A 22,516-nucleotide genomic window follows, 5' to 3' on the forward strand; every position below is an offset into this window, starting at 1 on the left:
GGGGCGGAGGGCGTAGACGTAGGTGTGGTCCGCCGTGACCTCCAGGGTCTCGGAGTCCGTCTCGGCGATGCCGAGGGTGCCGCGGACGCGGATGCCGGGGTCGGCCAGCTCGACCTGGTGGGGGTCGAAGCGGACGAGCCAGCCGGTGGGGGCGTGGCGGCCGTCGGCGGAGGGGTGGGTGAAGCTGGCGTCGAACTGGTCGAGTTGCGCGGAGTCGAGGAGGACGCGGGCCGCGCGGATCTGCTGGCCGAGAATCACCTCCGGGTAGAGGGCCGAGCGGACGATGTACTCCTTGGCCGTGGTGAGCGCGGTGACGACCTGGCTGTCGGAGAAGTGGGCGGTGCGCCGCGCGGCGGGCAGGGTGACCCCGTCGGCGCCGGTCCTGAACTCGGCGGCGGGGCTGCGCTCGAAGAGGTACCCGGCGTCGGCGGCGCCGGGTACGGGGGACTGCGGGGCGAGCGGCACGACGGTCATCCGCAGGGGCTCGACCGCCCGCCGGGCGCCCGGCGACTGGTAGGGGCTGCGGACCCCCATGTAGATCGCCGTGCCGAACGCGATCGTGATCAGCAGGGCGAGGAAGAGGACCTGCCGGGTCAGCCCCCGGCGTAAGGGCGGGGGCCGGCGCCGTACGGCGGGGGCGTGGTCGCCGATGCGCTCCTGCGCGGAGTACTCCTGGAGCCGGGCAGCGCGGACGAACGACTCGTCGAAGACGACGGATCGGTACTCGTCCTCTCCACCGGCAGGAGTGCCCTCGGGTGTCCCCTCCGGTGGGTCTCCAGGCCCGCCCATACCTTCAGAGTAGGTCTCAGGGGCCTCGGGTAAACGCCCTGTCGCAGGACAACTTCTGACAGGTTCTCAGCAACCGCTCACGGCGCCTGCGGGACCACCGAGACCGGCGGCGGGCCGGACGGCGTCGCGTCCGCGCCGGTCGACGTGGGCGGTGCCTGCCGGCTGCCGCCGCTGCCCGCCGAGGCACCCCGGTAGACGGCGGTGAAGGCGAGCGCGACCATGCCGATGCCCATGACGAGGGCGAGGAGCCAGGCGACGGGGCGGTGCCAGCGGACCTGTTTGCCGTACGCCCCGTAGAAGCCGTACGAGGCGGGGGCGCCGTAGCGGGCGTCGAGGACCTCGGGGTCGTCCAGGTCGTCCAGGTCGTCGAGGTTGTCGGCGTCGCGCCGGGGGCCGTGGCCGTCGTCGTAGCGCTCGGCGCGGGGTCCGGTGCGGCGGGCTTCCGCCTCTGCCTCGGCTCTCGCCTCGGCGGCGGCCAGGAGGCGTTCGACGGCGGACGGCTCGTGGTGCACCGCCGCCTTCACGAAGGCCTCGTCGAAGACCACGGAGGCGAACTCTTCGTCCGACACCCCGCGGTCGTGGTCGTCGTCGGGCTGTCCGCCGTCAGGGAACGGCGTGCCCCCCACGTCCTCCGGCACGCGTCCAGAGTAGACCTGGGGGGTCCGTTTGGGCAGACGGTATGCAGATCCGACCACCCGATGAGACGCCTCTCACCCCGGACGGACCGTCAGCGGACGTGCCCGTCCCCGGTGACGATGTACTTCGTGCTGGTCAGCTCCGGCAGCCCCATCGGCCCCCGGGCGTGCAGCTTCTGCGTCGAGATGCCGATCTCCGCGCCGAACCCGAACTGCCCGCCGTCCGTGAACCGGGTGGACGCGTTCACGGCGACGGTCGTCGAGTCGACCAGCTGGGTGAAGCGGCGCGCGGCCTGCTGGGAGGTGGTGACGATCGCCTCCGTGTGGCCCGAGGTCCACAGCCGGATGTGCTCGACGGCCTTGTCCAGCGAGTCGACGACGGCCGCGGCGATGTCGTACGACAGGTACTCGGTCTCCCAGTCCTCGGCGGTGGCCTCCACGACCGTCGCGGACGAGTCCTTCGCGTACGCCATGACCCGCTCGTCCGCGTGGACGGTCACCCCGGCCTCCGCGAGGGCGTCGAGGGCGCGGGGCAGGAACTCGGGCGCGATGTCCTGGTGGACGAGGAGGGTCTCGGCGGCGTTGCAGACGCTGACGCGCTGCGCCTTGGAGTTGACGAGGATGTCGATCGCCATGTCGAGGTCGGCCTGCGCATCGACGTACACGTGGCAGTTCCCGGTCCCCGTCTCGATGACCGGGACCGTCGACTCGGACACCACGGTCTGGATCAGGGAGGCGCCGCCGCGCGGGATGAGGACGTCCACGAGCCCGCGCGCCCGCATCAACTCCCGTACGGATTCCCGGCTTTCGCCGGGCACGAGCTGTACGGCGTCGGCGGGCAGCCCGGCGCCGCCGACCGCGTCGCGCAGGACGCGGACGAGGGCGGAGTTGGAGGAGTAGGCGGAGCCCGAGCCGCGCAGCAGGACGGCGTTGCCGGACTTGAGGCACAGGGCGGCGGCGTCGACGGTCACGTTGGGCCGGGCCTCGTAGATGATCCCGACGACGCCGAGCGGCACGCGGACCTGGCGCAGGTCGATGCCATTGGGCAGCGTGGAGCCGCGCACGACCTCGCCCACGGGGTCGGGCAGCGCGACGACGTCCCGGACGTCGGAGGCGATGGCCCGGATCCGCTCGGGCGTGAGCGTCAGCCGGTCGATGATCGCCTCACTGGTCCCGGCCTCGCGCGCCCGCGCCACGTCCTCCGCGTTCGCCTCGACGATCTCCCCCGTCCGCACCTCCAGCGCGTCCGCGATGGCGAGCAGCGCGTCGTCCTTCACGGCCCTCGGCAGCGGCGCGAGATCTGCGGCGGCGGCCTTGGCCCGGTAGGCGGCCTCGATGACCGGGGACATGGCGTCGTACGGAGAGAGGGTGGTCATGGGGAAAGCGTAGTGCGCGGCACGAGGGCGTCCATCTCGTGGTCCACACCGCGAGACGGGTCAGAACGGGTGCACGCCCACCGGGGTCGCCGGGAGGGGGCCGTAGCCCTCCGCGACCCGCTGGTGGTAGGTCTCGCGGTCGATGACCTCCAGGCCGACGATCTCCCAGGCGGGCAGGGCGGCCGTCTGACGGTGTTCGCCCCACAGGCGCAGGGCGACGGCCGCCGCGTCGTGCAGGTCGCGGGCCTCCTCCCAGTAGCGGATCTCCGCGTGGTCGGGGGCATAGCGGCTGGTCAGGAGGAAGGGGTGGTCGTGGGCGAGTTGTTCGAGTCCCCGGCGGAGGTCCTGCACCGGGACCGCCGCGCCGGAGACGCTGAGGGTGACGTGCCAGAGGCGGGGGAGGTCCTTCGGTTCCTGGTACGTCTCACCCGCCGCGACGCTGGTCAGTCCCCCGCGGGCCGTCGGCCCGGGGCGCGTTCGACTCACGACGGCCTCCTTGACAGCTTGTACCTGGAACACAGTTGAGCAGGCCGCCGCCGTCCGCGGGGCACTTTCACGGAACGTCCCCCGGCGGTACGGAGACCGTTCGAATGCGGGGCGGGCTGCTCGTACGACGAACTGACGGTCACACAACCCACCGGGCGCCCTCGTGCGCCCCGCCCCGCCCCGCCCTCAGCCCTGCGCCAGCACCACCAGGTCGTCCCGGTGCACGACCTCCCGCTCGTACGCCGCCCCCAGCTCCCGCGCCAGCTCCCGCGTCGACCTGCCGAGCAGCTGCGGGATCTCCTTCGCGTCGAAGTTGACCAGCCCCCGCGCCACGGCCCGCCCGCTCGCGTCCCGCAGCTCGACCGGGTCCCCGGCGCTGAAGTCGCCCTCCACGGCCGCGATGCCCGCCGGGAGCAGCGACGTGCGGCGCTCCACGACGGCCGTGACCGCGCCGTCGTCCAGGGTCAGCGAGCCCTGCGGGGTCGAGGCGTGCTGGAGCCACAGGAGGCGGTCGGCGGAGCGCTTGCCCGCGGGGTGGAAGTACGTCCCCGTGTCGCCCCCGGTGAGCGCCTCGGCGGCGAAGACCGCGCTGGTCAGGACGACGGGGATGCCGGCCGCTGCGGCGATGCGGGCCGCCTCGACCTTCGTGACCATGCCGCCCGTGCCGACGCCCGCCTTGCCCGTGCTGCCGATCTCCACGTGCGCGAGGTCCGCCGGTCCGTGGACCTCCGCGATCCTCGACGTGCCGGGCTTGCCGGGGTCGCCGTCGTACACGCCGTCGACGTCCGAGAGGAGGACGAGGAGGTCGGCGTGGACGAGGTGGGCGACGAGGGCGGCGAGCCGGTCGTTGTCGCCGAAGCGGATCTCGTCCGTGGCGACCGTGTCGTTCTCGTTGACGACCGGGAACGCGCCCATCGCCAGGAGCTTGTCCAGGGTGCGGGAGGCGTTGCGGTGGTGGGCGCGGCGGCTCATGTCGTCGCTGGTGAGGAGGACCTGGCCGACGCGGACGCCGTAGCGGGCGAAGGAGGCGGTGTAGCGGGCGACGAGGAGCCCTTGGCCGACGCTCGCCGCCGCCTGCTGGCGGGCCAGGTCCTTGGGGCGGCGGCGCAGTCCCAGCGGGGCGAGGCCCGCCGCGATCGCGCCGGACGAGACCAGGACGATCTCCTTCTCGCCGCCGCTGCGGGTCTTGGCCAGGACGTCGACGAGCGCGTCGACCCGGTCGGCGTCGAGGCCGCCGGAGGCGGTGGTGAGGGAGGAAGAACCGACTTTGACGACGATTCGCCGTGCGTTTGCCACCGGCGGCCTTAGCCGTGTCACGTGCGTGTCCTCACTGGTCTTGCTGCATGGCACCGGATTTGCAATGTACGTGAGGAGCTGCCGGGTTGCGCTTGTGTTTCACAGTGCGGGCCGTGGGTGGTTGCTCGCGCCCGCGCGGCGGAGCCGCAAATCGATACAGCCCCGCGCCCCTGAAAAACCTCAACTCAACGAGCGCCGGTATGCCACGCAGTCTTCGTAACGCGGCAAGATCCCCTGCTCCAGCGCCTCCGCCAGCGTCGGTGCCTGCGCGTCCTTCTCCGACAGTTCCGGCTCGCCGGAGACCGGCCACTCGATGCCGATCTCCGCGTCCAGCGGGTGCAGCCCCCGTTCCCGCTGGGGTGCGTACCCCTCGGAGCACAGGTAGGTCACGGTCGCGCCCTCGGTGAGCGCGCAGAAGCCGTGGCCGAGGCCCTCGGAGAGGTAGACGGCGTTGCGGGTCTCGTCGTCGAGGCGGACGGCCTCCCAGGTGCCGAAGGTCGGGGAGCCGACGCGGATGTCGACGATGACGTCGAGGACGGCGCCCTTGACGCAGGTGACGTACTTGGCCTGGCTGGGCGGCACGTCCGCGAAGTGAATGCCGCGCACGACTCCGGCCGCCGAGACGGAGAGGTTGGCCTGCCGCAGGTCGAGGGCGTGGCCGACCGCCTCCTCCAGCCGCTCGGCCTTGTACAGCTCCATGAACATGCCGCGGGCGTCACCGAACTGCCGCGGCACGAACTCCCAGGCACCCTCGATGGAAAGGGGGCTGACCTTCATGAAAACAGGGTCCTTCTCTCAGGCTCTCAGGCTTCGTACGTGAGCAGGTCGAGCAGGTAGTCGCCGTACCCGCTCTTGGTCAGCGGCTCGGCCAGCGCCCGCAGCTGCGCGTCGTCGATGAACCCGGCGCGCCAGGCGGCCTCTTCGAGGCAGCCGATCTTCATGCCCTGGCGTTCCTCGACGACGCGGACGAACTCGGAGGCCTGGACGAGGGACTGGAAGGTGCCGGTGTCGAGCCAGACGGTGCCCCGGTCGAGGACGGAGACGTGCAGTTCGCCCCGGTCGAGGTAGTACTTGTTGACGTCGGTGATCTCCAGCTCGCCGCGCGCGCTGGGCGCGAGCCCCTTGGCGATCTCGACGACGCGGCTGTCGTAGAAGTAGAGCCCGGGGACGGCGTACCGGGACTTCGGCCGCGCGGGCTTCTCCTCGATGGAGCGGGCGCGGCCGTCCTCGTCGAAGTCGACGACGCCGTAGGCGGTCGGGTCGGAGACGGCGTGCGCGAAGACGACGCCGCCCTCGGGCTCGGCGTAGCGCGCGAGCTGCCGGCCGAGGCCGACGCCGTGGAAGATGTTGTCGCCGAGGATGAGGGCGACGGGCTCGTCCCCGATGAAGTCCTCGGCGATGAGGAACGCCTCGGCGATGCCGTTGGGCTTCTCCTGCGTGGCGAACTCGATGTTGAGGCCCCAGTCGGAGCCGTCGCCGAGGAGCCGCTCGAACTGGGGGCGTTCGTCGGGTCCGGTGATGATCAGGATGTCCCTGAGGCCGGCCATCACGAGGGTGGTCAGCGGGTAGTAGATCATCGGCTTGTCGAAGACCGGCATGAGCTGTTTCGACACCGCACGGGTGATCGGCCACAGTCGGGAACCGGTACCACCGGCGAGCAGGATTCCACGCATGGACAAGCACCCTACGGCAGGTGGGGACCCCCGATTGTCCCGGCACCGACCTCATCGGGCACAGTTCGCACAACAAACAGAGCGACAACAGGCACGGAACAGTACCCATGCCGACGGCCTAGAATGCGGGTTCTTATGAGGATTCTTGTCACCGGCGGCGCCGGATTCATCGGGTCACAGTTCGTGCGGGCCCTGCTTCTGAACGAGCTCCCCTCGGGCGAGGGCGCACAGGTCACGGTTCTCGACAACCTGACCTACTCCGGCAACCAGGAGAACCTGGCCCCGGTCGCGGACAAGGCGGGCTACACGTTCGTCCACGGCGACATCCGCGAGTACGCCACGGTCGACGACGTGATGCGCGGCCAGGACGCGGTCGTGCACTTCGCGGCCGAGTCCCACGTGGACCGCTCGATCGCGGACTCCTCCCCGTTCGTCACGACGAACGTGCTGGGTACGCAGGTCCTGCTGGACGCCGCCAAGCGGCACGGCGTGGCCCGCTTCGTGCACGTCTCCACGGACGAGGTGTACGGCTCGATCAGCGAGGGCTCCTGGACCGAGGACTGGCCGCTGGCCCCGAACTCGCCGTACTCGGCGTCGAAGGCGGGCTCCGACCTGCTGGCCCTGTCCTACCACCGCACGCACGGCATGGACGTCGTCGTCACCCGGTGCTCGAACAACTACGGGCAGTACCACTTCCCGGAGAAGATGATCCCGCTGTTCACGACGAACCTGCTGGACGGCAAGAAGGTCCCGCTGTACGGCGAGGGCCTGAACATCCGGGACTGGCTGCACGTCTCCGACCACTGCCGGGGCATCGAGATGGTCCTGCGCGGCGGCCGGCCGGGTGAGGTCTACCACATCGGCGGCGGCACCGAGGTGACCAACAAGGAGCTGACCGGTCTCCTCCTGGACGCCTGCGGCGCGGGCTGGGACATGGTCGAGCACGTCGAGGACCGCAAGGGCCACGACCTGCGCTACTCCCTGTCGATCGAGAAGATCCGCACCGAGCTGGGCTACGAGCCGCTGGTGACCTTCGAGCAGGGTCTCGCCTCGACCGTCCAGTGGTACCGCGACAACCGCGCCTGGTGGGAGCCGCTCAAGGCGAAGGCGGCGCTTCCGGCATGACGCGCTGGCTGATCACCGGCGCGGGCGGGATGCTCGGCCGGGACCTCGTGGCCACCCTGAAGGGCTCGGCCGGCGAGGTCACCGCGCTGACCCGCGCTGACCTGGACATCACCGACCCGGCGGCGGTCCGCGCGGCCGTCGAGGGGCACGACGTGGTGGTCAACGCGGCTGCCTGGGCCGACGTCGACGGCGCGGAGGCCGACGAGGCGAGGGCGACCCTCGTCAACGGCGAAGCCGTACGCGTCCTGGCGCAGGCGTGCGCTCCCGGGCGGCGGAAGCTGATCCACATCTCCACCGACTACGTCTTCCCCGGCGACGCCACCGAGCCCTACCGCCACGACTCCCCCACCTCTCCGGTCAACGCCTACGGCCGGGCGAAGCTGGTGGGTGAGAATGCCGTGAAGATGTCGCTGCCGGATTCCGGATACATCGTGCGCACGGCGTGGCTGTACGGCGCCCACGGCCGCAATTTCGTCTCGACGATGCTGAAGCTCGCCGAGTCCCGGGACACGGTCGAGGTCGTGGACGACCAGCGCGGCCAGCCGACGTGGACGGTGGCCCTGGCCCGGCAGATCGCGGCGCTCGGCGAGAGCGACGCCCCGGCCGGGGTCTACCACGGCACCGCGTCCGGCACGGCGACCTGGTTCGACCTGGCGCGTGCCGCGTACGAGCTGTCGGGCCTGGACCCGGAGCGGGTGCGCCCGACGACGTCGGAGAAGTTCGTGCGGCCGGCCCGCCGGCCCTCGTACAGCGTGCTGGCGCACGACCGCTGGGCCGCGGCCGGTATTGCCGTGCAGCCCGACTGGAGGGCTCAGCTCGCGGAGTACCTCGGGTGAGCCTCCTCGACCGCATCACCACCGCCCTGCCGTCCGGCACGGCGTTCGTCGGGGCGGGGACGGCGCTGCTCGGCGTCGCCAGCTACGTGCATCTCGCGGCGGCCGGGCACACGCTCGACGTCGACGACATGGCGAGCTTCTCCGTGCTGTGGACGGTCGTGTCGTCGATCGGGCTCGGCCTGTTCTTCCCGGTGGAGCAGGAGATCACCCGGCTCGTGGCGTCCCGTGTCGTGCACGGCGACGGCGTGGCCCCGGTGCTGCGGCGCGGCGCCGCGCTGTCGCTGGGGCTGCTGGCCCTGGTGCTGGTGCCGCTCGCGGTGTTCTCGGCGAAGGTCGCGGACGTCTTCTTCCACGGCGACGAGGCCCTGGTCCTCGCCCTGGGCGGCGCGTTCGCGGCTCTCGCGATCGCGTACGTCACCCGCGGCGTCCTGGCGGGCCTGGGCCGCTTCCAGGCGTACGGCACGCAGCTCGGCCTGGACGGCGCGTTCAGGATCGTGCTGCCGGGGATCCTCGCGGTGGCCGGCGTGAAGTCGGTGTTCGCGTTCGCGGCCGTCCTGACGGTCGCTCCCCTGCTCGCCGTGCTGCTGACGATCAAGCCGGTGCTGAGCGGCAGCCACCACGGCACCCCGGCGCACTGGCGGGACCTGATCGAGCACCTGGGCCTGCTGGTCGGCTCGACGCTGCTCGCGCAGCTCCTCGTGAACATCGCGGTGATCAGCACCAAGCTGATCTCCACGAACGACGACGCGCTGGTCGCGGCGCTGCTGTCGGCGCTGGTGGTGGCCCGGGTCCCGCTGTTCGTGTTCGGGGCGTTCCAGGTGTCGCTGCTGGCGGGGCTCTCCTCGGCGGCGGCGGAGCAGGACTGGGCGGGCTACCGGCGGCTCCTGCTGCGGGCGGCGACGGTCACCGGCGGTCTCGGGGTCGCGGGCGGGATCGGCGCGACCGCGCTGGGCCCGGCGCTGCTGCCGGCGCTGTTCGGGGCGCCGGACGTGCTGACGGGCGTCGACTTCGCGTGGCTGTCGCTGGGGACGACCCTGTACATGCTGGCGATGGTGCTCGGCCAGGCCCTGCTGACGAGCGGGGGCGCGCGCAAGCAGCTGCTGGCGTGGGTGGTCGGCACGGCGGTGCTGCTGGCGGTCACGTTCAGCTCGCTGGAGCTGCGGACGCGGGTGGAGGTGGCGTACGCGGCGGGGTCTTTCGCTGTCGTCGCCTTCATGACACTCGTTGTTCGAGCTCGTGTAGGCTACCGTTCGCCGCACTGACGAGAGTGACCATCTTCCCCTCGCTCTGGGTAGTCAACGTGACGGGCAGTGGATCACAGTCCGACGGCCCCCCTTTCTGTGGCCGTCCACCTTTCCGGAAGAGTAGACAGGCCCTCTAGCCATGCAACTGTGGATGCTGACCTCGGTCACCGGCGTCTTCCTGGTGCTCTGCATCGTGGAACTCCTGCGCCGCCGCAAGCTCAAGGAGAAGTACGCGTTCCTGTGGGTGTTCACCGGCATGGTGATCATCCCGCTCGGCTTCTTCCCCTCGGGCCTGGACTGGGTGGCGCGCAACGTCGGGGTCCGCTCGGGTGTGAGCCTCATCCTCTTCCTCAGCGTCGCCTTCCTCTTCATCGTCTGCCTCCAGCTCAGCTGGGAGGTCGGGCACCTCGAAGAAGAGGGGCGCACGCTCTCCGAGGAAGTCGCGCTGCTGCGCATCGACGTCCAGGAACTGCGTCAACAACTGTCCGAGGGCGAGACGACCGTCGCCTCGGGGGACTCGGGGAGGCTCAAGTGATCGACGGCAAGCGCGTCCTGATCATCATGCCCGCGTGGAACGAATCCGAGGGCGTCGCCGACGTCGTCAAGGAGGTCTACGCGACGCTGCCGGGTGTCGACATCCTGGTGGTGGACGACGGCTCGGGCGACGAGACCGCGAAGGTCGCGGGCGCGGCCGGGGCGACGGTCATGAAGCTGCCGTACAACCTCGGCGTGGGCGGCGCGATGCGCGCCGGCTACAAGTTCGCGCACGACCGCGGCTACGACGTCGCCATCCAGGTCGACGCGGACGGCCAGCACGACCCGCGCAACGTGCCCGAGCTGATCGCGCGCCTGGACGCGGGCGCCGACCTCGTGATGGGCGCCCGGTTCGCGGGGACCGGCGAGTACGAGGCGCGCGGGCCGCGCCGCTGGGCGATGCTCGTCCTCGCGTTCTGGCTGTCGCGGATGGCCCGCACCAAGCTGACCGACGTCACCTCGGGCTTCCGGGCCTGCGGCCCCGACCTGATCGACGCGTTCGCGCGCTGGTACCCCGTGGAGTACCTGGGCGACACCGTCGAGTCGACGATCGCCGTGGTGCGCGCCGGGTACAAGGTCGAGCAGGTGCCGGTCGCGATGCGGGCGCGCACGACCGGTACGCCGAGCCAGTCGCCGTGGAAGGCGACGATGTACCTGGGCCGGATCGGGATGATCCTGCTGCTGGCCTTCAGCCGCCGCTCGGCGCTGGGTCCGGCGCGCAAGCGGTCCCAGCAGAAGGCACGGGAGAAGCAGGCCTCGTGACCATCGACATCATGCTGCCGCACTACGGCGACACCGCCCTGATGCAGGCGGCCGTGCAGAGCGTGCTGGACCAGACCGACAAGGACTGGCGGCTGACCGTCGTGGACGACGGCCGCGAGCCGGACGTCCCCGAGTGGTTCGCCTCCCTCGGCGACGAGCGGGTGCGCTACCTGCGCAACGAGGTCAACCTCGGCATCACCCGCAACTTCCAGAAGTGCGTGGACCTCGTCGAGGCCACCCATTTCACGATGCTCGGCAGCGACGACCTGATGATGCCGACGTACGTCGCGACGCTGCGCGCGGCGATCGAGGCCGAGCCCGGCGCCGCGATCTACCAGCCGGGCGTCGAGGTCATCGACGAGCACGGCAAGCCGGTGACGACGCTCGGCGACGAGGTGAAGCGGCGCCTGTACGCGCCGAAGACCAGTGACGGCAAGCGCCTGGTGCTGTCCGGCGAGCCGCTGGCGGCGAACCTGCTGGGCGGGAACTGGCTGTACTTCCCGTCGATCTGCTGGCGCACGGACGCGGTCAAGGCGGTCGGGTTCCGCGAGGAGCTGTCCGTCATCCAGGACCTGGCGCTGATCATCGAGCTGATCCGGCGCGGCGAGTCCCTCGTCGTCGACCCGGCCCCGGCGTTCCGCTACCGCCGCCACTCGGCGTCCCTGTCCTCAGCGGAGGCGGCGACCGGGTCGCGGTTCGGGGAGGCGGTGCGGTTCTTCAACGAGGTCGCCGACGATCTGGACCGGCACGGCTGGCACAAGGCCGCCAAGGCGGCTCGCCGTCATCTGTCGATGCGGCTGCACGCGCTGACGATGCTGCCGGGCGCCCTGCGCCACCGGCGCTCGGACGCGGTGCGCCGGCTGCTGGGGTACGCGCTGACCCGGGCCGAGTGAACGGCCAAGGAACCGCAAAGAACCACCCGATGTCCGGGGGTTCGTGGAACCCCACTCCGCCGAGCCCCCTCCTCCCGTCCGAGGCCCGTTCCTCCTCCGTCGCGAAAGCTACTGACCCTCTATGACTGCCACTGGCTCCGAAGACCGGTCCCCCCGTTTCAGCATCGTCGTGCCGGCGTACGGCGTGGAGGCGTACCTGCGCGACTGCCTCGACTCCGTGCTGGAGCAGGCGTACGGGGACTTCGAGGTCATCGCGGTCAATGACGCGTCGCCGGACTCGTGCGGCGAGATCATGTCCGAATACGCGGCGGCCGACTCGCGCGTGATCGCCGTCCAGCTCACCGAGAACGTCGGGCTCGGCCGGGCGCGCAACGCGGGCATGGAGCGGGCGCGGGGCGAGTACCTGATCTTCCTGGACAGCGACGACGTGATGCTGCCGGGCTCGCTCCAGGCCATCGCGGGCCGCCTCGAGGACACCGGCGACCCGGAGCTGCTGGTCTACGACTACGACCGTACGTACTGGGACGGCCGGGTCACGCCGAACGCCAAGCGGAAGGCGCTCACCGACGCCCCGGCGGGCGCGTTCGCGCTCGACGACCACCCGGTGCTCCTCGAACTGCTCCAGGTCGCCTGGAACAAGGCGTACCGGCGGGACTTCGTCGAGCGGTGGGGGTTCGTGTACCCGACCGGGTACTACGAGGACACCCCGTGGACGTATCCGGTGCTGGTCGCCGCCGAGTCGATCGCCGTGCTGGACCGGGTGTGCGTGCACTACCGGCAGCGGCGGCAGGGGTCGATCCTGTCGTCGGCGAGCCGTAAGCACTTCGAGGTGTTCGACCAGTACGACCTGGTCTTCGGGTTCCTCGCCGCGCACCCCGAGTTCGACCGCTGGCGCGGTCCGCTGTTCGAGCGGATGGCGTTCCATCTCGGGGTCATCGAGCGGATGCCGGGCCGGCTGCCCGCGGGCGCCCGCGCCGAGTTCCGGGGCCGGCGCCTGGAGGCCGAGCGCCGGCACCGCCCGGCGGGCCACCGGGACTCCGCGAAGAAGCCGGCCAGGTCGGGCGTGCGGCGGGTCGCGAACCGGCTGCCGAACCGGCTGCGCAGGCCCGCGCGCAGCGCGTACCGGGCGGCGGCCAGGCTGAAGAAGCCGGTGCGGACGGCCGTCCTGATGACGTACTACCGGGCGCAGCGGATGCTGCCGGTGAAGAAGGACACGGCGGTGTTCGCCGCGTACTGGAACGCCGACTACGCCTGCAACCCGGCGGCGATCGACCAGAAGCTGCGGGAGCTGGCGCCGAACGTGAAGCCGACGTGGGTGCTGAAGCCGAGCCCGCGCAACCGGCCGCCGGCCGGGACGCCGACCGTGCACCCGGGGTCGTTCGGGTTCTGGCGGGCGATGGCGCGCTCGCAGTACTTCGTCAACAACGTCAACTTCCCGACGAAGGTCGTCAAGCGGCGCGGCCAGGTCTTCGTGCAGACCCACCACGGCACGCCGCTCAAGCGGATGGGCGTCGACCAGGTCGAATACCCGCTGGGCGCCGCCGAGCTGGACATGCGGCTGCTGATGGACCGGGTCGACCGCTGGGACTACAGCGTCTCCTCCAACAGCTTCACCACCGCCGTCTGGGACCGCGCCTACCCGTCGACCGCGTACACGTCCCTCGACTACGGCTACCCGCGCAACGACGTCCTCGCGAACGCGACCGACGAGGACCGCGCAAAGGCCCGCGCCAAGCTGGGCCTGGAGCCGGACGAGAAGGTCGTCCTGTACGCGCCGACCCACCGCGACTACCAGTCGACGCCGCAGCCCCTGCTGGACGTCGAGCACTTCGCGCACAGCATCGGCGCCGGGTTCACGGTCCTGGTGCGCGCCCACTACTTCAACCTCGACACCTCGCACGGCAGCAGCGAGGGCGTCATCGACGTCAGCGGCCACCCGAACGTCGAGGAGCTGTACCTCGCCGCGGACTGCCTCCTCACGGACTACTCGTCCCTGATGTTCGACTACGCGCTCCTCGACCGGCCCATCGTCCTGTACGCCAACGACTGGGACGTCTACCGCGCCACCCGCGGCACCTACTTCGACATCCACTCGGTGTCCCCCGGACCGGTGGTCGCCACCCGCGACGACCTCATCGACGTCTTCCGCTCCGGCCGCTGGTCCGACGACACCTCCGCGAAGGCCCGCGGGGAGTTCCGGCGCCGGTTCTGCGAGTTCGACGACGGGCGGGCGGCGGAGCGGGTCGTACGACGCGTCTTCCTGGGGCAGGAACCGGAGCCTCCCGTGCGAGGCTAAGAGCTACGTGTCCGGCTTGAAGCTGTTTCGCGATCGGTTTCCTGAGAAAGGCGCAGTACCCCGATGCCTCCCCGTCTGTCAGTTGTCGTTCCCGTCTACAACGTGGAACTGTTCCTCGACGAGTGCCTTCAGTCGCTCACGGACCAGACGTTCACCGACTGGGAGGCCGTCGTCGTGGACGACGGCTCGACGGACGGCAGCCTCGCGATCGCCGAGCGGTGGGCCGCGAAGGACGACCGGATCAGAGTGGTCCCGCAGCAGAACCAGGGCCTCGGCCCGGCCCGCAACACGGGTGTCGCGCACCTCACCGACGGCACGGAGTTCGTCGCGTTCGTCGACAGCGACGACATCGTCCTGCCGGACGCGTACGAGCGGTTCATCGCGAGCCTCGACAAGACGGGCTCGGACTTCGCCAGCGGGAACGTCAACCTGCTGAAGGCCGGCGAGATCCTCACCTCCCCGCTGCACCAGAAGCGGCTGCGCACCGACCGCGAGCGCACCCACATCAGCCGCGACAAGGACCTCGTCTACGACCGCACCGCGTGGAACAAGGTCTTCCGCCGCTCCTTCTGGGACAAGCACCACTTCGAGTTCCCCGGCATCCTCTACGAGGACGCCCCGGTGACCCTCCCCGCGCACTTCCTCGCCAAGGCGGTCGACGTGCTGGGCGAGCCGGTCTACCTGTGGCGCCAGCGCACCGGCGGCGCCCCCTCGATCACCCAGCGGCGCACCGAGCCCGTCAACGTCCGCGACCGCATCCGCTCCTGCGACTCGGTGAGCCGCTTCCTCGCCTCGCAGCCCGGCGAGAAGTACGCGGCGCACAAGCGCTGGTACGACGAGATCTTCATCACCGACGAACTCCCCCTGTTCATGGGCGTGCTGGACGAGGCGGGCGACGAGTTCCGCGAGCTGTTCATGACGGGCGCCGCCGACTTCCTGGGCCGCGTCGACCCCGCGGTCTTCCCCCGGCTGCCCGTCTCGCTGCGCCTGAAGTGCCACCTCATCCAGGAGAAGCGCCTGGACGAGCTGATGGACCTCCTCGCCTACGAGCGGGAGACCGGCCGCGCGGTCCCGGTGGTCCGCCAAGGCCTCAAGCACTTCGCCGACTACCCGGTGCTGTCCGGCAAGGGCGCGGTGCCGCGTTCGGTGCTGCGCGTCGACACGGACTTCTCGGCGCGCGCCCGCGCCGAGGAGATCGTCTGGGACTCCGGCAAGCTGCGCATCACCGGCCACGCCTACATCCGCAACCTGGCCGCCGAGCGCCCCCAGCCGACCGCGCTGCGCGTCCTGATGCTGCGCGAGAACGGCAGCCGGCGCACCGTCCTGGTCCGCCCGAACCGCGTCCAGGCGGCCCGCGCCACGCAGACGTCCGGGCAGTCGCTGCACAACTACGACTGGTCCGGGTTCTCCCTCGACCTCGACCCGCGCAAGTTCAAGGCGCGCGGCGGCTGGCGGGACGGCGTGTGGCGGCTGACCGTCGCCACCGTCCAGCAGGGCATCGTGCGCCGCACCCGCCTGAAGGCCGGCGAGAGCGGCAGCGCCGAGAGCCCCGTGCCGCACTGGGTCGAGCAGGACGTCCGGGTCGTGCCGTTCGTCACCGACGACCACATCTACCTGCGCGTCGAGCGGGTCCGCGCCAAGCTCACCGGCCACCGGGCCGAGGACGGCGTCCTGGAGCTGACCGGCACGCTGGGCCACGAGGCGGTCGGCGGCAAGCTCGGCCTGCGCCTCACGCACGGCTCGACGCAGGCGACGCTGGCCTACGACGTGGAGCGCGCCGGCACGACGTTCACCGCGCGCGTCCCGCTCGCCGACCTCGCCGTCGACGGCCGCGACCTCGGCAACTGGGACCTCACCGACAAGTGGACCGCCGAGATGTCGGTGGACGGCCGCTTCCACCCCGTCGCCGTCACGCCGAAGGAGGGCGGCCTCACCGGCCAGTACCCCGTCGCCGGCGAGCCCGTCTGGGGCGGGCGCACGGTGTCCGTCGCCGACGACGGCGTGGGCCGCCTCGCGCTGCGCACGCAGGCCGCGCAGCCCGCGATCACCGAACTGTCCGTGGACCCCGAGGGGCGCATCACGCTCGCCGGGGCGCTGCCGGTGACGGTGGACGAGCCCGTCGAGATCGTCATGCGGCACAGCCGCCACTCCGAGGAGCACTCCGCCCCGGCGACCCTCGTCGACGGCGTCTTCCGCGCCGAGTTCCTGCCCGTCCCGGACAGCCTCAGCGAGGTCCCGCTGCGGCAGGGCCGCTGGTACCTGACGGCGCGCGCCGCCGAGAGCCGTACGGAGGTGCCGCTGCGCGTCGCCCCGGCCGCGCTCGGCACGCTCCCGCTGCGGTTCGCCGTCCGCGGCCGGGACTACGCCCTCACCCACCGCTTCTTCGACCGCCTCCTCATCGAGGCCGCGCCCGACCTGCTGCCCGACGAGTTCGGCTGGTTCCGCCAGCGCGAGCTGCGCACGGGCGTGTACGCCGACGCGCGCACCGCGCCGCTGCGCGACACCGTGCTGTACGCGTCGTTCTCGGGCCGCCAGTACTCCGACTCGCCGCGCGCCGTGTACGAGGAACTCGTGCGCCGGGGCGACAAGCTGGAGCACATCTGGGTCGTCGAGGACAAGCGGGCGCAGATCCCCGAGGGCGTCAAGGTGATCCGCCGGTGGAGCCGCGACTGGTACGAGGCGCTGGGCCGCTCCCGGTACATCGTCACCAACACGCACCTGCCGCACTGGATCCGGCGCCGCGAGGGCCAGGTCATCGTGCAGACCTGGCACGGCACCCCCCTCAAGCGCATCGGCCACGACATCGACAGCGTCCAGTTCGCCGACCGCAAGTACCTCACCAAGGTCGCCGAGGAGACGCCCAGCTGGAGCTTCCTCGTCTCCCCGAACCGCTTCTCGACGCCGATCATGAAGCGGGCCTTCCAGTACGACGGGGAGATCCTGGAGTCGGGCTACCCGCGCAACGACATCCTGCTCGCGCCGAAGACCGAGGACCTCGCGCGCAAGGTGCGGGAGCGGATCGGCCTGCCGGAGGGCAAGAAGGTCGTGCTGTACGCGCCGACCTGGCGCGACGACCAGTTCTACCGGGCCGGGAACTACAAGTTCGACCTGCGGGTCGACGTGAAGAAGGCCCGCGAGCAGCTCGGCGAGGACCACGTCCTGCTGGTGCGCAAGCACTCCAACATCGTCGACGCGGTCCCGGGCGCCGGGGACGGCTTCGTCTTCGACGTCTCCAGCTACCCGGACATCGCCGAGCTGTACCTGATCACGGACGTCCTGGTCACGGACTACTCGTCCCTGATGTTCGACTTCGCGAACACGGGCCGTCCGATGCTGTTCTTCACGTACGACCTCGAGTACTACCGCGACCAACTGCGGGGCTTCTACTTCGACTTCGAGCGGCAGGCCCCCGGCCCGCTGCTTCAGACATCCGACGGACTCATCGAGGCGCTCGGCGACATCGAGCGCATCCACGCCTCCTACGCCGACGCGTACACCGAGTTCAAGAAGATGTTCTGCGACCTGGACGACGGCCACGCCGCCGAGCGGGTCATCACCCGGATGCTGGAGCTCGCGCACCCCGACCGACCTGCCACGGAGCGTTGAGAGTGCCCACAGTCTCCTCGATGAGGACCAGCCTGCACGAACGCTGGGAGCGGATCCCGCCCAAGCGCCGCATGCCCCTCACGGTGTACGCCGTCACCCAGTTCGTCTTCCTGCTGTGGTGGGCGGCGTTCTATCCGGGCGGGATGAGCTACGACTCCATCTCGTACGTCTGGCACGTCACCACCAACCACTGGATGTCCAACCACTCGGTGGCGTACGACGCGCTGGTGTGGCTCTCCATCAAGCTCACCGGCGACCTGGCGCTGCTGACGTTCGGGCAGTCCGTCGGCATGGCCGCCGCGCTCGCCTATGTCGCCGTCACGCTGCGGCACTTCGGGGTCCCCGGCAAGTGGAGCGCGCTCGCGGCGATCGCCTGCGCGGTCCTGCCGTCCATCGGCACGTTCACCATCTTCGTGTGGAAGGACGTCCCGTTCGTCATCGGCGCGCTCCTCGCGTTCGGTGCGGCGGGGCGGCTCACCGTACGCCGGATGCGGGAGCGGCAGGCGGTGCACGACACGGTGTTCCGCAACCAGGTCATCGTGCTGTTCGCCGGGTTCCTGATGATGGGGCTGTTCCGCAACAACGGGCTCCTCGTCGCCGTCATCGCCTGCCCCGTGCTGCTGCTGGTGCTGCCGAAGATGCGGCGCGCGATACTCGTCGCGACCGTCATCCCGGCGGTCGTCTCCGCCGGGCTCCAGCTCGTCGTCTACCCCGCGCTCGGCGTCAAGACGCCGACCAAGGACCAGGTGTACGCCCTCAACTACGCCGACATCGCCGTCGTGTACGGCAAGGCGCCCTGGACGTTCACCGCCGCCGACAAGAAGCTCATGGCCGAGGTCGCGCCGCTGTCCCACTGGAGCGGGCGCGCGGCGAACTGCTGGAACGCCGACTGGGCGATGCAGAAGCCGATGAACCGCAAGAAGGCCGCCGAGCTCAACACCGAGCTCCTCGACCTGTGGGGCCGCGTCCTCGAACGCACCCCGGACCAGATGATCGGCGCGCGCCTGTGCCGCTCGCAGATCGCCTGGGGGATCTTCCCCGGCCCCGCGTCGATGGCCGGCAACACCCTCATCTCCGTCCCGTCGGTCCCCAAGAACCTCTACGGCTGGGCCGACTGGAACCCGGAGATGGCCAACAGCCCCTACCGGGACGAGCTGAAGATCCGCCCCCTCAGCGACACCCTCCACGACGCCGCGTACTTCACGTGGAAGGCCAGCAAGACCCCCCAGCTCCAGTGGCTCCTCTTCCGGGGCGCGTTCTGGTGCTACGCCGCGTACGCCGTCTTCTACATCTTCTCCCGCCGCAACCGCTCCTGGGCCCCGGTCGGCATCCTCTCCATCCCCCTCGCCCTCCAGCTGACCGTGGTAGCCGCCAACCCGGCACCGCTGGCCCGCTACATGTTCGCCCCGATGTTCCTGGGCATCATGACCATCCCCCTGCTGGCAGCACGGCCGAAGTGGGGCCGGCTCCCGGAGGCGGTACCGGCTGCGAAGGCTTCCGTGAAGACCGAGGAGACGAAGCAGAAGGAACCCGAGGCGTCACCGGAACCGGTGGCCTGAGGCTCGCTTCGCAAGGGCCCGCCCACTGTCCCTACGGGGACGGCGGGCGGGCCCTTTCCGGCTCAGCCGACAAGCTGCGCCAGGACGAAGGCGGTCGTCACGATCACCCAGAAGGTCACCGCATGCCGCCGGGGGATCGAGTTCTCCCCCGCCGGCACCCCGCGCCGCGCGGCGGCGAGATAGTCGGCGAACGCGTGCCGGGCCAGGAAGATCGACAGCGCGAACGCCGTCCAGAGGAACGAGAAGGTGACCACCACCTGCTGGGCGGACTGCTGGTCGTCCAACTCGACGACCATGCCGAAACAGGCGGCGAGCGAGGCCGGCGGAAGAATCAGCAGCCCCTTGCGCTCCAGGTACATCCACCGCCACACGGCGAAGGTGAGAAAGGCCGTCGCGGCGACGGGCATGATCAGCAGGTACGGGTTCACGCACTCCCCCTCGGAATCAGCTCTCCCACAAAGACGACAGCCCACCCCTCCCCGGTTCGGGGAAGTGGGCGGGCTGTCTCGGTGACCGGCGTGGATCAGAACGGCTCGAAGCCCTCGAACTCCTGGGCTGCCTCGTCGCGTTCCGCCTGCTTGTCGCGGCGGCGCTGGGTCGCGGGGCGGGGGGCGTCGAAGCGGTGGTCCTCGCCGCGCCGGCCGAGCATCTCCGCGCCGGCCATGACCGTGGGCTCCCAGTCGAAGACGACCGCGTTGTCCTCGGGCCCGATGGCGACGCCGTCGCCGGAGCGGGCGCCCGCCTTGAGGAGTTCGTCCTCGACGCCGAGGCGGTTGAGGCGGTCGGCGAGGTAGCCGACGGCCTCGTCGTTGTTGAAGTCGGTCTGCCGGACCCAGCGTTCGGGCTTCTCGCCCCGGACGCGGAAGAGCCCGTCCTCCTCCTGGACGACGGTGAAGCCCGCGTCGTCCACGGCCTTGGGCCGGATCACGATCCGCGTCGCCTCCTCCTTCGGCTTCGCGGCCCGCGCCTTGCCCACCAACTCGGCCAGCGCGAAGGAGAGTTCCTTGAGGCCGAGGTGCGCGACCGCCGACACCTCGAAGACGCGGTAACCGCGCGCCTCCAGGTCGGGCCGGACCATGTCCGCGAGGTCCTTGCCGTCGGGGATGTCCGTCTTGTTGAGGACGACGATGCGCGGACGGTCGCTCAGACCGCCGTACTGCCGCAGCTCCTCCTCGATGACGTCGAGGTCGGAGACCGGGTCGCGCTCGGACTCCAGCGTCGCCGTGTCGAGGACGTGCACGAGGACACTGCACCGCTCGACGTGCCGCAGGAACTCCAGGCCGAGCCCCTTGCCCTGACTGGCGCCGGGGATCAGACCGGGGACGTCCGCGATGGTGTAGACGGTCGAACCGGCCGTCACCACACCCAGGTTGGGCACCAGGGTCGTGAACGGATAGTCGGCGATCTTCGGCTTCGCCGCCGACAGCACCGAGATCAGCGAGGACTTCCCCGCACTCGGGTACCCGACCAGCGCGACGTCCGCGACGGTCTTCAGCTCCAGGACGATGTCCCCGAGGTCCCCCGGCACGCCCAGCAGCGCGAACCCGGGCGCCTTGCGGCGGGCCGACGCCAGCGCGGCGTTCCCGAGCCCGCCCCGGCCGCCCTGCGCGGCGACGTACGACGTCCCGTGGCCGACGAGGTCCGCGAGGACGTTGCCCGCCTTGTCGAGGACGACCGTGCCGTCCGGGACCGGCAGGACCAGGTCCTGCCCGTCCTTGCCGGACCGGTTGCCGCCCTCGCCCGGCTTGCCGTTCGTCGCCTTGCGGTGCGGGGAGTGGTGGTACTCCAGGAGCGTCGTCACGGACTGGTCGACCGTGAGGATCACGTCGCCGCCGCGCCCGCCGTTACCGCCGTCGGGCCCGCCGAGCGGCTTGAACTTCTCACGGTGGACGGAGGCACAGCCGTGACCTCCGTTACCCGCGGCGACATGCAGTTCGACGCGGTCCACGAAGGTGGTCATGGTCAGTGCCTCCAAAAAGCTCAACAGGTGTTACCTATACCAACACGCGAAAGGCGGACCCGCCTTCCCGACCGGGAAGTGAGGTCCGCCTCGCGAAAAGCTTCCGGATCAGCCTGTTCAGGCGACCGGAACGATGTTCACGACCTTACGGCCGCGGAACTTGCCGAACTCGACCGCACCGGCCTGGAGCGCGAACAGCGTGTCGTCGCCGCCACGACCCACACCCGAACCCGGGTGGAAGTGCGTGCCGCGCTGACGGACCAGGATCTCACCAGCGTTGACGACCTGACCGCCGAAGCGCTTCACGCCGAGCCGCTGGGCATTGGAGTCGCGACCGTTCCGGGTGGACGATGCGCCCTTCTTGTGTGCCATTGCTCAGTCCCTCTTTACTTCGCGGCCGTCGGGATGGACGTGACCTTGATCGCCGTGTACTGCTGACGGTGACCCTGGCGACGGCGGTAGCCGGTCTTGTTCTTGTAGCGCAGGATGTCGATCTTCACACCCTTGTGGTGGTCCACGACCTCGGCCTGGACCTTGATGCCGGCCAGCACCCACGGGTCGCTGGTGACAGCCTCGCCGTCGACAACGAGCAGGGTCGAGAGCTCGACCGTGTCGCCAACCTTGGCAGTGGAAATCTTGTCAACCTCAACGATGTCGCCGACAGCAACCTTGTGCTGGCGACCACCGCTGCGCACGATGGCGTACACGCGGATCTCACTCTCTCGCTCGGAATCGGCACCCCCGCAGTCCAGCCGACCGGTCGCAAACACAGCCAGCCTCTCCCGACTACGAACCGCACCCGGAAGGAAGAAAGGTTTACGGGGATGTGGCGCACCCATTAGCACGCCGACGCCCCAGGCTACGAGGTGTCCCCCGTACAGGTCAAACTGGGCCAGGGGAACTGTCCAACTGGCGGCTGGGCATCGCCGTTAAGGGGCGCGGGGCTGCATCTATTAGCGGCTCCGCCGCGGGGCGCGACCAGCCACAACGAACCCGCACCCGCCCCACAACACAAAGCGGCACCCCCTGCGAAGCACCACGCTCCGCAGGAAGTGCCACTCAGCTCAACCCTCGACTCAGCCCTCGTCAGCCGCAGCCGACACCGACGGAGAAGCAGCCTGCTCAGCCGCAGCCGTCTTCTTCGTCGCCGCCTTCTTAGCCGTCGTCTTCTTCGCGGCAGTCTTCTTAGCGGCCGTGGTCGTCTTCTTAGCCGCAGTCTTCTTAGCGGTAGCGGCCTTCTTCGCCGTAGCCGCCTTCTTCGCGGTCGCCTTCTTCGCCGTCTTCCGCGCAGCCGTCTTCTTGGCAGGAGCCGCAGCCTCCACCTCATCAGCCGACGGCACGACGACGACAGCCGCCTCCTCGGAAGACGTCGGCGCCGCAACCTCCCGCACGGCCCGCCGACGCGGACGCGCAGGCGCGGCAACCGCCTCTTCGACAACCGGCGCC

General features: G+C 70.5%; 20 protein-coding genes and 1 pseudogene. 9 read left to right on the top strand and 12 right to left on the bottom strand.

What is annotated here, in order from left to right:
* The 7 genes from AOK24_RS20235 to rfbA form a co-directional block, all read right to left on the bottom strand.
* The coding region (locus AOK24_RS20235; protein ID WP_055721470.1) for an SCO2583 family membrane protein at window positions 1-789 on the bottom strand (789 nt) is incomplete at its 3' end.
* A gap of 77 nt (window positions 790-866) precedes the next feature.
* Window positions 867-1,427, bottom strand: coding sequence for an SCO2584 family spore wall biosynthesis protein (locus tag AOK24_RS20240; protein ID WP_055721471.1), 561 nt, complete (start codon window positions 1,425-1,427; stop codon window positions 867-869).
* Between the two features lie 89 nt (window positions 1,428-1,516).
* Entirely contained in the window at window positions 1,517-2,800 is a 1,284-nt protein-coding gene (locus AOK24_RS20245) for a glutamate-5-semialdehyde dehydrogenase (protein WP_055721472.1), read from the bottom strand.
* Between the two features lie 60 nt (window positions 2,801-2,860).
* A complete protein-coding gene (locus AOK24_RS20250; RefSeq protein WP_055721473.1) occupies window positions 2,861-3,286 on the bottom strand; it encodes a hypothetical protein in 426 nt (141 codons plus the stop codon).
* Window positions 3,287-3,472: 186 nt separating this feature from the next.
* Window positions 3,473-4,582, bottom strand: a complete 1,110-nt coding sequence (gene proB / locus AOK24_RS20255) for a glutamate 5-kinase (protein ID WP_055721474.1) — start codon at window positions 4,580-4,582, stop codon at window positions 3,473-3,475.
* Between the two features lie 180 nt (window positions 4,583-4,762).
* Entirely contained in the window at window positions 4,763-5,359 is a 597-nt protein-coding gene (gene rfbC, locus AOK24_RS20260; protein WP_055721475.1) for a dTDP-4-dehydrorhamnose 3,5-epimerase, read from the bottom strand.
* Window positions 5,360-5,385: 26 nt separating this feature from the next.
* Complete coding sequence (rfbA, locus tag AOK24_RS20265) at window positions 5,386-6,255, bottom strand: glucose-1-phosphate thymidylyltransferase RfbA (protein WP_055721476.1); 870 nt, start codon at window positions 6,253-6,255, stop codon at window positions 5,386-5,388.
* Between the two features lie 135 nt (window positions 6,256-6,390).
* Here rfbA and rfbB point away from each other — a divergent pair, with 135 nt between their 5' ends.
* The 9 genes from rfbB to AOK24_RS20310 all read left to right on the top strand — a co-directional run bounded on the left by rfbB (window position 6,391) and on the right by AOK24_RS20310 (window position 19,110).
* Window positions 6,391-7,380 (top strand): dTDP-glucose 4,6-dehydratase, encoded by a 990-nt coding sequence (gene rfbB / locus AOK24_RS20270; protein WP_055721477.1) that lies wholly within the window; start codon window positions 6,391-6,393, stop codon window positions 7,378-7,380.
* The gene (rfbD, locus tag AOK24_RS20275; RefSeq protein WP_055721478.1) at window positions 7,377-8,216 is read left to right on the top strand and encodes a dTDP-4-dehydrorhamnose reductase; all 840 of its coding nucleotides are present in this window, start codon (window positions 7,377-7,379) and stop codon (window positions 8,214-8,216) included. The genes rfbB and rfbD overlap by 4 nt, the downstream gene beginning before the upstream one ends.
* The gene (locus AOK24_RS20280; protein WP_055721479.1) at window positions 8,213-9,478 is read left to right on the top strand and encodes a polysaccharide biosynthesis protein; all 1,266 of its coding nucleotides are present in this window, start codon (window positions 8,213-8,215) and stop codon (window positions 9,476-9,478) included. The genes rfbD and AOK24_RS20280 overlap by 4 nt, the downstream gene beginning before the upstream one ends.
* Before the next feature lie 121 nt (window positions 9,479-9,599).
* A complete protein-coding gene (locus tag AOK24_RS20285) occupies window positions 9,600-9,995 on the top strand; it encodes a DUF2304 domain-containing protein (protein WP_055721480.1) in 396 nt (131 codons plus the stop codon).
* A complete protein-coding gene (locus AOK24_RS20290; protein WP_055721481.1) occupies window positions 9,992-10,756 on the top strand; it encodes a glycosyltransferase family 2 protein in 765 nt (254 codons plus the stop codon). The genes AOK24_RS20285 and AOK24_RS20290 overlap by 4 nt, the downstream gene beginning before the upstream one ends.
* Window positions 10,753-11,649 (top strand): glycosyltransferase family 2 protein, encoded by an 897-nt coding sequence (locus tag AOK24_RS20295; protein WP_055721482.1) that lies wholly within the window; start codon window positions 10,753-10,755, stop codon window positions 11,647-11,649. The genes AOK24_RS20290 and AOK24_RS20295 overlap by 4 nt, the downstream gene beginning before the upstream one ends.
* Before the next feature lie 121 nt (window positions 11,650-11,770).
* Window positions 11,771-13,945 carry a bifunctional glycosyltransferase/CDP-glycerol:glycerophosphate glycerophosphotransferase gene (locus AOK24_RS20300; RefSeq protein ID WP_055721483.1) on the top strand — a complete coding sequence of 725 codons (2,175 nt, stop codon included), beginning with the start codon at window positions 11,771-11,773 and terminating at the stop codon, window positions 13,943-13,945.
* A 63-nt stretch (window positions 13,946-14,008) separates the two neighbouring features.
* The gene (locus tag AOK24_RS20305; RefSeq protein WP_055721484.1) at window positions 14,009-17,551 is read left to right on the top strand and encodes a bifunctional glycosyltransferase/CDP-glycerol:glycerophosphate glycerophosphotransferase; all 3,543 of its coding nucleotides are present in this window, start codon (window positions 14,009-14,011) and stop codon (window positions 17,549-17,551) included.
* A 20-nt stretch (window positions 17,552-17,571) separates the two neighbouring features.
* Window positions 17,572-19,110, top strand: coding sequence for a DUF6020 family protein (locus tag AOK24_RS20310; protein WP_133258198.1), 1,539 nt, complete (start codon window positions 17,572-17,574; stop codon window positions 19,108-19,110).
* Window positions 19,111-19,172: 62 nt separating this feature from the next.
* Here AOK24_RS20310 and AOK24_RS20315 read toward each other — a convergent pair whose 3' ends face one another.
* The 5 genes and pseudogenes from AOK24_RS20315 to AOK24_RS49720 form a co-directional block, all read right to left on the bottom strand.
* Complete coding sequence (locus AOK24_RS20315; protein WP_055721486.1) at window positions 19,173-19,538, bottom strand: hypothetical protein; 366 nt, start codon at window positions 19,536-19,538, stop codon at window positions 19,173-19,175.
* Between the two features lie 95 nt (window positions 19,539-19,633).
* Entirely contained in the window at window positions 19,634-21,070 is a 1,437-nt protein-coding gene (gene obgE, locus AOK24_RS20320; protein WP_055721487.1) for a GTPase ObgE, read from the bottom strand.
* Window positions 21,071-21,187: 117 nt separating this feature from the next.
* A complete protein-coding gene (gene rpmA, locus AOK24_RS20325; protein ID WP_055721488.1) occupies window positions 21,188-21,442 on the bottom strand; it encodes a 50S ribosomal protein L27 in 255 nt (84 codons plus the stop codon).
* 14 nt (window positions 21,443-21,456) lie between these two features.
* On the bottom strand, window positions 21,457-21,777 hold the full coding sequence (gene rplU / locus AOK24_RS20330; protein ID WP_055721489.1) for a 50S ribosomal protein L21: 321 nt from the start codon (window positions 21,775-21,777) through the stop codon (window positions 21,457-21,459).
* Between the two features lie 369 nt (window positions 21,778-22,146).
* Window positions 22,147-22,516: pseudogene (locus tag AOK24_RS49720) on the bottom strand (Rne/Rng family ribonuclease); the annotation flags it as partial.

The organism is Streptomyces niveiscabiei, from assembly GCF_001419795.1.
Classification (GTDB): Bacteria; Actinomycetota; Actinomycetes; order Streptomycetales; family Streptomycetaceae; genus Streptomyces; species Streptomyces niveiscabiei.

What these genes read in the sequence shown, in the direction of transcription:
- AOK24_RS20245 (WP_055721472.1), bottom strand. Translation starts at nt 2,800, where the DNA reads ATGACCACCCTCTCTCCGTACGACGCCATGTCCCCGGTCATCGAGGCC.
- rfbC (WP_055721475.1), bottom strand. Translation starts at nt 5,359, where the DNA reads ATGAAGGTCAGCCCCCTTTCCATCGAGGGTGCCTGGGAGTTCGTGCCG.
- rfbA (WP_055721476.1), bottom strand. Translation starts at nt 6,255, where the DNA reads ATGCGTGGAATCCTGCTCGCCGGTGGTACCGGTTCCCGACTGTGGCCG.
- rfbB (WP_055721477.1), top strand. Translation starts at nt 6,391, where the DNA reads ATGAGGATTCTTGTCACCGGCGGCGCCGGATTCATCGGGTCACAGTTC.
- rfbD (WP_055721478.1), top strand. Translation starts at nt 7,377, where the DNA reads ATGACGCGCTGGCTGATCACCGGCGCGGGCGGGATGCTCGGCCGGGAC.
- AOK24_RS20285 (WP_055721480.1), top strand. Translation starts at nt 9,600, where the DNA reads ATGCAACTGTGGATGCTGACCTCGGTCACCGGCGTCTTCCTGGTGCTC.
- AOK24_RS20300 (WP_055721483.1), top strand. Translation starts at nt 11,771, where the DNA reads ATGACTGCCACTGGCTCCGAAGACCGGTCCCCCCGTTTCAGCATCGTC.
- AOK24_RS20305 (WP_055721484.1), top strand. Translation starts at nt 14,009, where the DNA reads ATGCCTCCCCGTCTGTCAGTTGTCGTTCCCGTCTACAACGTGGAACTG.
- AOK24_RS20310 (WP_133258198.1), top strand. Translation starts at nt 17,572, where the DNA reads ATGAGGACCAGCCTGCACGAACGCTGGGAGCGGATCCCGCCCAAGCGC.
- obgE (WP_055721487.1), bottom strand. Translation starts at nt 21,070, where the DNA reads ATGACCACCTTCGTGGACCGCGTCGAACTGCATGTCGCCGCGGGTAAC.
- rpmA (WP_055721488.1), bottom strand. Translation starts at nt 21,442, where the DNA reads ATGGCACACAAGAAGGGCGCATCGTCCACCCGGAACGGTCGCGACTCC.